Source organism: Streptomyces sp. WG5 (assembly GCF_049974565.1).
In the GTDB taxonomy this organism is placed as follows: Bacteria; Actinomycetota; Actinomycetes; order Streptomycetales; family Streptomycetaceae; genus Streptomyces.
The window spans coordinates 117,462-129,600 of record NZ_JBNGGC010000015.1 but is presented as its reverse complement, the minus strand read 5'-3'; the positions used below and the strand labels follow the sequence as shown (position 1 = coordinate 129,600).

Annotated in this window: 8 protein-coding genes; 6 read left to right on the top strand and 2 right to left on the bottom strand. The window is 72.8% G+C overall.

Annotated elements, in window-relative coordinates; all coding sequences use genetic code 11:
- Nucleotides 1-3: 3 nt before the first annotated feature.
- On the top strand, nucleotides 4-1,329 hold the full coding sequence (locus ACP4IX_RS18085) for a histidine kinase (protein ID WP_426521239.1): 1,326 nt from the start codon (nucleotides 4-6) through the stop codon (nucleotides 1,327-1,329).
- A gap of 18 nt (nucleotides 1,330-1,347) precedes the next feature.
- Here ACP4IX_RS18085 and ACP4IX_RS18080 read toward each other — a convergent pair whose 3' ends face one another.
- Entirely contained in the window at nucleotides 1,348-1,842 is a 495-nt protein-coding gene (locus ACP4IX_RS18080) for an SUKH-3 domain-containing protein (protein ID WP_426556088.1), read from the bottom strand.
- Between the two features lie 163 nt (nucleotides 1,843-2,005).
- Nucleotides 2,006-2,551 carry a YwqJ-related putative deaminase gene (locus tag ACP4IX_RS18075; protein WP_426521243.1) on the bottom strand — a complete coding sequence of 182 codons (546 nt, stop codon included), beginning with the start codon at nucleotides 2,549-2,551 and terminating at the stop codon, nucleotides 2,006-2,008.
- A 301-nt stretch (nucleotides 2,552-2,852) separates the two neighbouring features.
- Between ACP4IX_RS18075 and ACP4IX_RS18070 the strand changes: the two genes are divergently transcribed.
- From ACP4IX_RS18070 to ACP4IX_RS18050, 5 genes are all read left to right on the top strand, one after another.
- Entirely contained in the window at nucleotides 2,853-3,878 is a 1,026-nt protein-coding gene (locus ACP4IX_RS18070) for an SMI1/KNR4 family protein (protein ID WP_426521245.1), read from the top strand.
- Nucleotides 3,879-3,885: 7 nt separating this feature from the next.
- Nucleotides 3,886-6,675: an SUKH-4 family immunity protein gene (locus ACP4IX_RS18065; protein WP_426556087.1), complete on the top strand. Its 2,790-nt coding sequence runs from the start codon at nucleotides 3,886-3,888 to the stop codon at nucleotides 6,673-6,675.
- Between the two features lie 166 nt (nucleotides 6,676-6,841).
- Nucleotides 6,842-7,732: a cellulose-binding protein gene (locus tag ACP4IX_RS18060; protein WP_426521249.1), complete on the top strand. Its 891-nt coding sequence runs from the start codon at nucleotides 6,842-6,844 to the stop codon at nucleotides 7,730-7,732.
- Between the two features lie 757 nt (nucleotides 7,733-8,489).
- A complete protein-coding gene (locus ACP4IX_RS18055; protein WP_426521251.1) occupies nucleotides 8,490-9,278 on the top strand; it encodes an ABC transporter ATP-binding protein in 789 nt (262 codons plus the stop codon).
- On the top strand, nucleotides 9,275-11,842 hold the full coding sequence (locus tag ACP4IX_RS18050) for an ABC transporter permease (protein ID WP_426556086.1): 2,568 nt from the start codon (nucleotides 9,275-9,277) through the stop codon (nucleotides 11,840-11,842). The genes ACP4IX_RS18055 and ACP4IX_RS18050 overlap by 4 nt, the downstream gene beginning before the upstream one ends.
- Nucleotides 11,843-12,139: the final 297 nt, after the last annotated feature.

Below are 12,139 nucleotides of genomic sequence, written 5' to 3'. Positions count from 1 at the left end.
GGCATGACCACGACGGGGGAAGACCACGTACCGGCCCGGGGAGGGTCTTGGTGGTGGGACAGGCGGCGCGGTGCGGTGCTCGATGTGAGCCTCGGTGCCGTGTCCGCGTTGGAGTGCGCGGCGGAGGGGGTTCCGTTCGCGCGGGATGCCGGGATTCCGTGGGCGGCGGGGGTCGTCTTCGGGTTGCTGGCCGGTTCGGTGCTGGTGGTGCGGCGGAAGTGGCCGATCGCGGTGGTGCTGGTGGCGATCGCCATCACACCGGCGCAGATGGGCCTTCTGATGGGCATCGTCGGCCTGTACACGCTGGCGGCGTCGGAGTTGCCGCGGCGGATCATCGGCGCGCTGGCCGGGATGTCGTTGCTGGGGACGTTGATCGTGACGTTCGTCCGGCTGGGGCAGGACGCGGCGAACGAGGACGTGCAGTTCGGGGACTGGTTCCTGCCGTTCGCGTCGATCACGATGTCGCTGGGGGCGACCGCGCCGCCGTTGCTGCTGGGTCTGTACGTGGGGCAGCGGCGGCGGCTGATGGAGAGTCTGCGGGAGCGGGCGGACAGTCTGGAGCGGGAGCTGCAGTTGCTCGCGGAGCGTGCGGAGGAGCGTGCGGAGTGGGCGCGGGGTGAGGAGCGGACGCGGATCGCGCGGGAGATGCACGACGTGGTGGCGCATCGGGTGAGCCTGATGGTGGTGCACGCGGCGGCGTTGCAGGCGGTGGCGCGGAAGGACCCGGAGAAGGCGGTGAAGAACGCGGCGCTCGTGGGGGACATGGGGCGGCAGGCGCTGACGGAGTTGCGGGAGATGCTCGGGGTGTTGCGCAGTGGTGGGGGTGGCGGGAGTGCCGAGCGGGCGTCGGTGCCGCCGCCGTTGGCGGCGGTGGGGGCGGCCGCGGCGGTGGCGGCTTCGCGGGCCGCGGAGGGTGGCGAGTCGTCCGTGGACGGGCCGTGGCTGTCCGAGCTGGACGAGTTGATCGGGCAGTCGGAGGCGGCCGGGATGGTCGTGGACCTGTCGGTGGAGGGGGAGGAACGGCCGTATGCGGTGGAGGTGGAGTCGACGGCGTTCCGGGTGGTGCAGGAGGCGTTGACGAACGTGCACAAGCATGCGGCGGGTGCGAAGACGTATGTGCGGTTGGCGCACCGGGTGTCGGAGATCGCGATGCAGGTGGAGAACGAGCCGCCGCCGGAGGTGTCGTCGGCCTCGTCGGCGCGGTTGCCGTCGGGGGGTAACGGGTTGGTCGGGATGAAGGAGCGGGTGGCTGCTCTGGGGGGTGTGTTCGTGTCGGGGCCGACGGACGCGGGGGGTTTTCGGGTGTCGGCGGTGATTCCGGCTTCGTAGCCGTGTCGGCGGGGCCTGTCAGCCCGTGGTGAGGCGGGTGGGCTGGGTGCCTGCGACGAGGGTGGCGAGGGCTTGGTCGATGGTGGGGCCGAGGTACCAGTCGCCGGTGTGGTCGAGGGCGTAGACGCGGCCCTCGGTGTCGATGGCGATGAGGGCGTGGCTGTCGGTCTCGGTGCCGAGGGGGCAGGTCTGGGTGCCGAGGGCGCGGCCGAGGTCGCCGAGCGTGCGGGCCATGTGGAGGCCGTGGAGGGGGTCGAGGTGGAGGGTGGCGGGCGCGACTTGCCGGCCGGGGCCGGTGGGGGCGATGTGGAGGCCGCCGAATTCGGCCCAGGCTTCGACCGCGGCGGGGAAGACGGTGTGCCGGTGTCCTGCGGGTGAGGTGTGTCCGCGCAGGGTGTCGGCCCAGATTTCGGCCTGCTTGATGTCCCAGCGTCCGGGTTGCCAGCCGGCGTCGCGGAGGGCGGCGTCGACGGGGACGGGGAAGCGGGTGGTGGAGGTGCGGTCGGCGTGCATCTGCCCTTGGTTCGTTTTGGTCGGCGGTCGGCGGTCGGCGGTCGGCGGTCGGCGGTCGGCTCGGACGGCTCGGTGGTGCCGTGCGGCGTCGGCGTTGGTAGCGGCTTCGGCTTCGGCTTCGGCTTCGGCTACGGCGTCGGGGGGTGGTGGACGGTGGCCGGTGTCAGTCGTCGTTCGTCGTGGGGTCGACGATGCGGACGCCGAAGTGGGCGGTGAGGGCGGTGCAGGCGCGGCAGGGTGAGGCGAAGCCGCCGTGGAGGGGGTCGCCGTCCTCGCGGATGCGGCGGGTGGTGAGTTTGGCGTGTTTGAGTGCTTTGCGGGCTTCGCCGTTGGTCATGGGCTTGCGCGACGCGCGTTTGCTGCGGGCGGCGTCGGCGGTGGCGAGGTGGCGTGAGATGAGGATGGTTTCGGCGCAGCGGCCGGTGTAGCGGTCTCGTTGGCCGCTGGTGAGGGTGTCGAGGAAGTCCTGTACGAGGTGGTGCAGGGCGGGGGGTGTGTCGGCGCGGGTGGCGGTGCCGGTGAGGGTGGTGCCGCGGACGGAGAGTGCGGCGGCGACGGTGGGGAGGATGCCGTCGCGGCGGTGCTGGAGGGTGGGGGCGTGGAGGGCTTCGGTGGCGCTCCAGCCGATACGGGGGTCGCCGCCCCGCAGGTCGCCTCCGCGGGGGTCGTCGGACCGCCCGGTGTGGGGCCCTGCCTGTGTCGCACTCATGATCATCTTCCCCTCCTGAGCATCCCCCCGAAGGTCACAGAGTGCCAAATACCGGGGCTGCTGCGGAAGCTGGGGCGGGGTGACACGCCCGGGTGTGGGCGTTGCGTCACGGGAGGGTGACGGCTGGTCACGGAAGTGGAGGGGTGGTGGCCGGGCGCGGGGTCCGGTGCCGGTGACCGGTCTTGCCGTACCGCATAGGCTGTCGGCACCGCGATCGCGTGCGGTGACCGGACAGCGCAGACGAGTCGTGCAGACGAGTCGGTGCACACAGATCAGACAGACGCCGCAGGGGGCAACCGCCATGACGACAGGTCGGCTCGGGCTGGGGGCACCTCCCGGCCGCCAGGCCGGGGGACACGCCGCGCCGCCGAACGCGGCCTATGCCGGGCAGGTCGTGCATTTTCCGGATCCGGTGCGGGCGGCGCGTCACCCGCGAGGGGTACGGGTGGACGAGGGTGGCTATCCCGTCTTCTCGCCGTACGCCCGTGCGGTCGCGGAGATCGCGGACCCGCCGGAGGGCTTCGGGGTCGACGAGCTGCGGCTGACGGACTACGTGTCGGCGAACGCGGCGTTGTCGGCGTCGGGACACGAGCTGTGGGACACGGTGCCCGCGGTGGCGACGCCGCACGGCTGGACGTGGCACCACGTGGCCGGGTCACGGCGGATGGAGCTCGTCCCGGTCGAGGTCAAGGCGCTGCTGCGGCATCACGGTGGGCTGGCGACGGCCGCGGTGGACCAGGGCAAGCGGGGGACACGGCCGTTGCAGGAGACGCGTCCGGCGCACTTCGGTCTGCCGAAGTCGGGTGTCGCGGTGTCGGAGCAGCAGGTGCAGGAGGTCGAGGAGGACCTCGGGTACCGGCTGCCGGGTGCGTACCGGTCCTTCCTGAAGGCGGCGGGCGGCTGTGCGCCGGTGGGTACGGCGCTGGACGCGGAGCTGGGGCTGCTGGTCGACCAGCCGTTCTTCACGGTGCGTGAGGAGGCGGCGGTCAACGACCTGGTCTATGTCAACAAGTGCCTGCGGGATCACCTGACCAAGGACTATCTGGGCGTCGCGTTCGTGCAGGGCGGTCTGCTCGCGGTGAAGGTGAAGGGGGAGCGGATCGGTTCGGTGTGGTTCTGCGCCTACGACGACGTGCGGGACGTGGACCCCTCGGTGCCGCCGGCGGAACGGGTGGAGCGGTTGCTGCTGCCCTGCGGTGAGGATTTCGACGCGTTCCTGTCGCGGCTGGCGGGGTCCCCGCCGGAGTTGGAGACGGTGGCGAACCTGATGGTGGACGGTGGGTTCGCGCGTGCGGTGCCCGTGGCGTCGGCGTCGGTAGGGGAGTGAGCTGGCGATGGTGACGTTCGCGCAGGCGCAGGAGCGCGCGGAGGAGTGGGTCAACGGCGAGCTGCCCGCGTACCAGCACCGTGAGGTGCGGGTGCGGGAGTTCGAGCTCGGGTTCGTGGTCTGGGCCGAGGACCGTGCGGACGGGCCGCGTTCGGACGGGGGCGCGCACCGGCTGGTGATCGCGCGGGACAGCGGTGAGGCGACGCTGTGGCCGGGGCTGCCGGTGGGTGAGGTGATCCGCCGGTACGAGGAGGAGTACGGCCGCCCCGAGGAGGCGGCGGAGCCGGTGGCGGCGCCCGCGGCGCGGGTGGATCTGAATCAGACGTCGTTCTTGCTGACTCCGCCGGAGTGGTTGCAGGAGGCGGCGGACAAGCTGGGCATTCCGGACCGTCGGCGGGGGGAGCACGGCGGCGGGGGTGTCGGTGACACTGCTGGTGCTGGTGCTGGTGCTGGTGCTGGTGCTGGTGCTGGTGCTGGTGCTGGCGCTGGTGCCGGGGCCGGGGCCGGGGCCGGGGGTGGCGCGCTTCCTGAGACGCAGGGCGGGGTGCCGTCAACTCCTGCAGCCCCTCCGGCCCCTGCGGTCCCCCCGGCCCCTGCGGCATCGGCGGCTTCGGTGGACGCGCCGGGGAGCGGTGCGGCGTGGCCGGCTGCCGGGGCGAGTGGTGCCGGTGGGCCCGGGACGGATGCGTCCGGTGCGCCGGGTGTGCCTGCCGGGGCGACGCCCTGGGCGGGGACGGACACCAACGCGGACGCCGGTGAGGACCGTTCCGTACCGCTGCCCCAGACCGTGTTCGCGCCGCCGCTGAGCGGTGCCGACGACGACGCGCCGCCGCCCGCGGCGGCGCCGGACGCGAAGACGGCGCTGATGTCGGGCGGCAGTGGGCTTCCGCCGACGGCGCTCGCGCCGGCGATCGACGCCCCGAACGCGCCGGCCGCGTCCGCGGGGACGCCGCCGGTGCCGCCCGCTCCGCAGCGGCCCGCCGATCCGGGTGCGTCCGCCACGCCGGCCCAGCCGCTCGCGCCGCCGGCCGGGGACATCGCCGACGCCGCGACCCGCAAGGCGACGCCTCCGCCGCGCCGTGGCGGTGGTGCGACCACGCCGCCTCCGCCGGGGGCCCCGGGTGTGCCGGGTGTGCGGCCGGGGAGTACGCCTCCCCCGTCGGCGCCGGCCGCACCGGCGGGTGGTTACGTGCCGACGCAGCTGGTGTCGTCGCTCGGGCCCGAGGGTCCGGGCGGTGCTCCGACCCCGCCGCCTTCGCCGGGCGCACCGCAGCCTCCGGCCGGTCAGGGCGCTCCCGGTGGTCCGGGTACGCCGCCCCCGCCGAGCGCACCTGGGGGGACGCCCGCCGGTGGTACGCCTCCCGGGGGGATGCCTCCCGGTGGGATGCACCATGCCGCCACGATGCTGGCCGACCCGGGCCGGACGGGCGGCGGTGGGCCTCAGCCGCCCGCTCCTCCCGCTCCTCCCGGAGCGCCCGGTGTCCCGGGCGCGTCCGGTGGCCCGGGTACGCCGCCTCCGCCTGCCCCTCCCGGTGCCCCGGGCGTTCCCGGTGGGCCCGGCTCGCGGGGGCCCTCGGGCGGTGCGGGCGGTGCCGTGCATCATGCGCAGACCGTGCTGGCCGGGCCTCCGGTGGGCGGGCCCGCTGCGCCCCCGCCTCCGCCGGGTGCTCCTGGTGTTCCCGGGGCTCCCGGGGCTCCCGGTGTCCCGGGCGTCGGACAGCCCGTGCCGCCCGGTGCCGTGCCGCCGCCCGGCGGGCCGGTGCCCGGTGCGCCACCGGCGTACGGCTATCCGCAGCAACAGCAACAGCAGCAGCCAGCCGGTCCGCCGACCGTCGGCCCCGGCTACCAGGCCGTGCTGCGCTACCGCGCCCAGGACGGTTCCGAGCAGCAGCTGATCCGTCGTTCGGCGCCGGGTACGCCGCACCCCGAGTGGCAGATCTTCCACGAGCTGCGGGGCATGAACGTGCCGCCGGACCAGGTGCTGGAGCTGCACACGGAACTGGAGTCGTGCGAACTGCCGGGTGCCTACTGTGCGCGGATGATCAGGGAGCAGTGGCCGCAGGCGCGGATCACGTCCATCGCGCCGTACGGCACGGACCACGCGAGCCGGCAGCAGGGCATGCGGCAGTTGCTGGCGCACCAGGGCGAGCTGCACCAGGTGGCCGACGGGCCGGCACGTCCGGCGCCCGTGCGTGCGCCGCTGCCTCAGGTGCAGCCGGTTCCGCCGGTCCCGCCGGAGGCCATCGGGCAGGAGCTGGGCGGTGCGTTCGGGCCGGGTGTCTTCCGGTTCGAGCAGGCCGCGGTGTCCCGGCAGGGGGTGCCGCCGATCGTGGCGCACACGCTGGTGGCGGCGGGTCTGCCGATGGACATGGGCCCGTTCTTCTGGGCGCAGGCCCAGCCGGGGCGTCCGGTGCCGACGCTGGCGGAACTGGCGGCGGAGCGCGGGGTGCAGCCGGCGTCCGACGCGGGTTCGTACCTGGTCGTGGGCAGTGACTTCGGCCGGGCGATCTGTGTGCAGTACGGCACGGCGGCCATCGTGGCGGTGCCGGTGGAGGCGGGGCCGGGCGGTACGCCGGTGCCTCCGCAGTTCGTGAACACGGGGCTGCCGGAGTTCGCGCGTTCCCTGGCGCTGCTGGGCCGGATGTGGCGGCTCAGGTTCGGTCTGAACCAGGAGCAGGCAGGCCGCTGGACGGTGGACTTCCAGGCTCAGCTGGCCGCGCTGGACCCGGCGGCGCTCGGGTCGCCGGAGAGCTGGTGGTCGGTGCTGCTCGAGCAGATGTGGGACGGGCTGCTGTGACGCGGCGGCGCCGTTGACGTATCCGGCGGGCGGGGCCCGGTCGACCTGTGAGGCGACCGGGCCCCGCCCGTTTCCGTGTGGTGTGTCGCATTATGAGGCTTTACTTCCGATCCATAAAGTCGGTTGAGTCCATTAAGTGCGGCAATGCATCACAGGGGTGTTGAGCATGAGCGGCGCATCGGCGTCTCCCCACGGCTTCGTGACCGTACGCGGGCGCGAGCGCGGCTACCGTCCCGAGCAGGTGGAGGCTTGTGCCGCGGCGCTCTTCGAGGAGCGTGACGCGGCCTGGGAGCGTGCCGCCCGGCTCACCGTGCTGGCCCGGGAGATGGAGGAGGAGCTGGAGGACCTCCTGGAGGTCGTCGCCCAGCTGGAGTCGCAGAGCTACGAGGCGCTCGGGGAGCGCGCGAGGCACCTCTTCCAGCTCGGTCAGGAGGAGGCCGAGGCGGTGCGGGAGAGGGCGCGGAGCGCGGCGGAACGCCTGGTGGCGGATGCGCGGGCGCATGCGGCCGGTGTGCGTGCGGCAGCTCAGGCGCACGCCGAAGCCGTACGTGCCGAGGCCGACGAACGGGCCCGGCGGCGACTGCTCGCGGCGCGTGCGGAGGCCGATGAGACGCGGATCGCGGCGCGGCGCGAGGTGCGGGCGGGGCGCGGAGAGGCGCTGTGCGTGCTGCGCGAGATGCGGAGGCGCACCACCGGGATGCTGGCCGAGCAGAGCAGGGAGCACGCGGAGAGGTGGGCCGGCGAAGAACGGGCGGAGGACGAGCGGGCGCGCGCCCTGGACGCGTATCACGCGGAGCTGTTGGCGCGCGCCGAGCAGGATCTGTACGAGGCTCGGCAGGCCCTGGCCGACGCCGGGGAGGCGGCCGGGAGGTGGCAGGAGGAAGCCCGGGCCCGGGCGGCCGAGGTGGTCGCCGAGGCCCGGGTGCGTCAGGAACGGATCGCCCGCGAGACGGAGCGGGTGCTGCGTGAGCACGGGGCGCGCTGGGACGAACTCCAGGCCCATGTGGCCTCCGTACGCAGCAATCTCCGTTCGCTGACGGGCGGGGCGGTGGAGTGACGCCTCGGGCCGCCTTCCCGGCGCCGCCACCCGCGCCGGCGTACCGGCCTGTCACCCGTCCTGGCGTACCGGCCTGTCACCCGTCCTGGCGTACCGGCCTGTCACCCGTCCTGGCGTACCGGCCCGGCACCCGCGCCGGCGTACGCCCCGTCAGGGGCCAGCCCGCCATGGTCTCGTGGTGCCGCGGCCGGCCTGCGCCTTGCGTCGGCCGGCCTCGGCGGCGTGCCCGGCCGTCCGCAGGCGAAGCCCCGGGGCGGATCTTGGTCCCGCGTCCTGACCGGGACGTGCTGGCCCCGGTGTCTCGGCCCCTGCGTGCTGACCCCGACGTATTGGGCCTCAGGGCTTGACCCTGACGTCGGGGGAGGGTGGATGCTCGATGCGCCTCGGGGAGGAGGGCGACCCTGAGGCGGGTTCCGTCGAAGGGTGTACTGCCCCTAGGGGTACCTCCGTACTACGGCCTGGGGGCGGCTCGTACCGTCGGAGGACGAGATGGCCCCGGGGGCGTCCTTAACCTGGTCCTACGTCGCCGGGGGGCGGCGAACCGGACCCGTGGGGGTGGGGTTTTCCCCAGGGAAAGAGTGCGCTGAACACCAGGGCGGTCGCTCTCCGGTCCGGCCAGAATCATCGATGTAGCAGCACGGCACACGCACGGTGGCGCGTACACCGGGGCGGGTCGCAGCACCGCGTTCACGAGTACCGCTCAGCGCCCGCCGCCGGCACCGGCGGCTCACCTGATGACCGACATAGGAGACTTGACATGACATCGGCCGTGAGTATTCCCACGCACGGGAGCACCGGAGGGCGTACGGCCGTTGCCGCGCGGGCGCGGCAGGTTGTGAAGGCTTACGGATCGGGTGAGACCCGGGTGGTCGCCCTCGACCACGTGGACGTGGACATAGCCCGTGGCCAATTCACCGCGATCATGGGGCCGTCGGGGTCCGGCAAGTCCACGCTGATGCACTGCCTGGCCGGCCTGGACACCGTCACCGGCGGGCAGATCTACCTCGACGACACCGAGATAACCGGTCTGAAGGACAAGAAGCTCACGCAACTGCGCCGCGACCGGATCGGGTTCATCTTCCAGGCGTTCAACCTGCTCCCGACGCTGAACGCGATCGAGAACATCACGCTGCCCATGGACATCGCCGGGCGCAAGTACGACCGGGCGTGGCTGGACCGCGTGGTGGAGACCGTGGGGCTCGCCGGGCGGCTCAAGCACCGGCCGACCCAGCTCTCCGGCGGTCAGCAGCAGCGGGTCGCGGTGGCGCGGGCGCTGGCCGCCCGGCCCGAGATCATCTTCGGTGACGAGCCGACCGGAAACCTCGACTCGCGCGCCGGCGCCGAGGTCCTGGGCTTCCTGCGCCGGTCGGTGACCGAGCTGGGCCAGACCATCGTGATGGTCACCCACGACCCGGTGGCCGCCAGCTACGCGGACCGGGTGCTGTACCTCGCCGACGGCCGGATCGTCGACGAGATGCACAAGCCGACCGCGGACGCCGTCCTCGACCGCATGAAGGACTTCGACGCCCGGGGGCGCACGTCATGACCGTTGTCAAGACCTCGATGCGCAACTTCCTCGCGCACAAGGGCCGTATGGCGCTCTCGGCGGTGGCGGTGCTGCTGTCGGTCGCGTTCGTGTGCGGCACCCTGGTGTTCACGGACACCATGAACACCACCTTCGACAAGCTCTTCGCGGTCACCTCGTCGGACGTGACGGTCGCCCCGAAGGACGCCGAGGCCGAGGACACGCCGCAGAACGGGGTGCCCGAGTCGCTGCCGGCGTCCACGCTGGAGCAGATCCGCTCGGCCGACGGCGTGGCATCGGTCGAGGGCGCGGTCGTCTCGATGAACGTGACCGTCGTCGACGCCGACAACGACAACGTGGGTGCCGCCAGCGGCGCCCCGACCTTCGCCGGGAACTGGACCAAGAACGACCTGCGGTCCATGGAGATCACCTCGGGGCACGCGCCGCGCGGCCCGACCGAGACGATGGTCGACTCCGACACCGCCGACAAGCACGACCTGAAGATCGGCGACGAGCTGCGCACCATCGCGCAGACCGGCGACTTCAAGGCGAAGATCGTCGGCATCGCCTCCTTCACCGTCACCAACCCCGGTGCCGCGGTCGTCTACTTCGACACTCCCACCGCCCAGCGTCAACTCCTCGGCGGCGAGGGCCGCTTCAGCCAGTTCAACGTCACCGCGGCGTCCGGCGTCACCGACGCACAGCTCAAGCGGAACGTCTCCAAGGCCCTGGACGGCGGCTCCTACAAGGTCCAGACGGCCAAGGAGACGTCCGACGAAGGCCGCGCGGACATCGGCGAGTTCATGGACGTCATCAAGTACGCCATGCTCGGCTTCGCCGGGATCGCGTTCCTGGTCGGCATCTTCCTGATCATCAACACCTTCTCCATGCTGGTCGCCCAGCGCACCCGCGAGATCGGCCTGATGCGGGCCATCGGCTCCTCCCGCCGGCAGGTCAACCGCTCGGTGCTGGTCGAGGCGCTGCTCCTCGGCATCGTCGGTTCCGTCCTCGGCGTCGCGGCCGGCGTCGGGATCGCCGTCGGCCTGATGAAGCTGATGTCGGCCGCGGGCATGAACCTGTCCACCGACGACCTGACCATCAAGACGGCGACCCCTGTGGTGGGCCTGGTCCTCGGCGTCGTGGTCACCGTCCTGGCCGCCTACCTCCCGGCCCGTCGCGCCGGAAAGATCTCCCCGATGGCCGCCCTGCGCGACGCCGGTACGCCGGCCGACGGCAAGGCCGGCTGGATACGCGGTCTGATCGGCGCGGTGCTCACCGGCGCCGGCGTCGCCGCCCTGCTCACGGCCGCCTCCGCCGACAAGGCGAGCGACGGTTCGCTGATGCTCGGCGCGGGCATCGTGCTGACCCTCATCGGCTTCGTCGTCGTCGGACCGCTGCTGGCCGGCTTCGTGGTGCGAGTGATCAGCGCGGTGCTGCTGCGGGCCTTCGGTCCGGTGGGACGGCTGGCCGAGCGCAACGCCCTGCGCAACCCGCGCCGCACCGGTGCCACGGGTGCCGCCCTGATGATCGGTCTCGCGCTGGTGGCCTGCCTCTCCGTCGTCGGCTCCTCCATGGTCGCCTCGGCCACGAGCGAGCTGGACAAGACGGTCGGCACGGACTTCATCGTCCAGGGCAACCAGCGGATCGTGCCGCAGGCCGAGAAGGCGATGCAGGACACGCCCGGCCTGGAGTACGTCACCCGCTACAAGATGCTCGACGCCACGCTGACCTCGCCCGACGGCAAGACCGACGACGACGGGGTCACGGCCGCCGACCCGACCTACGCCGAGGACGTGCGCCGCACGACGACGGAGGGCGAGCTCTCCGCCGCCTACGGCACCGACGCCATGTCGGTCGGCTCGGACTACGCCGAGAAGCACGGTGTGCACGTCGGCGACACGATCTCCGTCGCCTTCAAGGGCGGCGAGACCGCGAAGCTGAAGGTCGCCGCGATCACGAGCGACGACGTCGCCATCGACCAGGGCGCGCGGTACATCAGCATCGAGACGATGCGGAAGTACCTGCCGGCCGAGAACATCCCGCCGAACACGATGATGTTGGCCAAGGCCGAGGAGGGCCAGGCGGACCAGGCCTACGCGGCGCTGAAGAAGTCCCTGGACGCCTACCCGCAGTACCGGGTGGCCGACCAGACCGACTACAAGGAGGAGCTGAAGGACCAGGTCGGCCAGCTGCTGAACATGGTCTACGGCCTGCTCGCCCTGGCGATCATCGTCGCGGTCCTCGGTGTGGTGAACACACTGGCCCTGTCGGTGGTCGAGCGGACCCGCGAGATCGGCCTGATGCGGGCGATCGGCCTCTCCCGCCGCCAGCTGCGCCGGATGATCCGGATGGAGTCCGTCGTCATCGCCCTCTTCGGTGCCCTGCTGGGCCTGGGACTGGGCATGGGCTGGGGCGCCACGGCACAGAAGCTGCTCGCGCTGGAGGGACTGAACGTCCTCGACATCCCCTGGCCGACGATCATCGGCGTCTTCATCGGCTCGGCCTTCGTGGGCCTGTTCGCCGCCCTGGTACCGGCGTTCCGTGCGGGCCGCATGAACGTCCTGAACGCCATCGCGACGGAGTAACGGAGTAGCGGCCGACGGCCACCACGCACGGGGGTCGTGGGGGAGCGCCCGGTGCCGGAACGTCCTGGAGGACGTCCGGCACCGGGCTCGTCGCTGCCTCAAGCGTCCTTCGACGGGCTGCCCCCCGGCCGGCCGGTTGTCGGGCGGTGACCTCTTCGGGCAGGGGCGTGCGCAGGCCAGGGGACAGGGGAGACAGGGGCCAGGGGCCGAGGGGCCGAGGGGCCGAGGGGACGTGGGGGCGTGGGCACGTGGGGACGAGGGGACGTGGGGAGGCAGGGAACCAGGAACCACGGGCCA

Bases quoted from the DNA above. Each gene is read 5' to 3' on its own strand.
- ACP4IX_RS18085 (WP_426521239.1), top strand. From the start codon at position 4: ATGACCACGACGGGGGAAGACCACGTACCGGCCCGGGGAGGGTCTTGG.
- ACP4IX_RS18080 (WP_426556088.1), bottom strand. From the start codon at position 1,842: ATGCACGCCGACCGCACCTCCACCACCCGCTTCCCCGTCCCCGTCGAC.
- ACP4IX_RS18075 (WP_426521243.1), bottom strand. From the start codon at position 2,551: ATGAGTGCGACACAGGCAGGGCCCCACACCGGGCGGTCCGACGACCCC.
- ACP4IX_RS18070 (WP_426521245.1), top strand. From the start codon at position 2,853: ATGACGACAGGTCGGCTCGGGCTGGGGGCACCTCCCGGCCGCCAGGCC.
- ACP4IX_RS18065 (WP_426556087.1), top strand. From the start codon at position 3,886: ATGGTGACGTTCGCGCAGGCGCAGGAGCGCGCGGAGGAGTGGGTCAAC.
- ACP4IX_RS18060 (WP_426521249.1), top strand. From the start codon at position 6,842: ATGAGCGGCGCATCGGCGTCTCCCCACGGCTTCGTGACCGTACGCGGG.
- ACP4IX_RS18055 (WP_426521251.1), top strand. From the start codon at position 8,490: ATGACATCGGCCGTGAGTATTCCCACGCACGGGAGCACCGGAGGGCGT.
- ACP4IX_RS18050 (WP_426556086.1), top strand. From the start codon at position 9,275: ATGACCGTTGTCAAGACCTCGATGCGCAACTTCCTCGCGCACAAGGGC.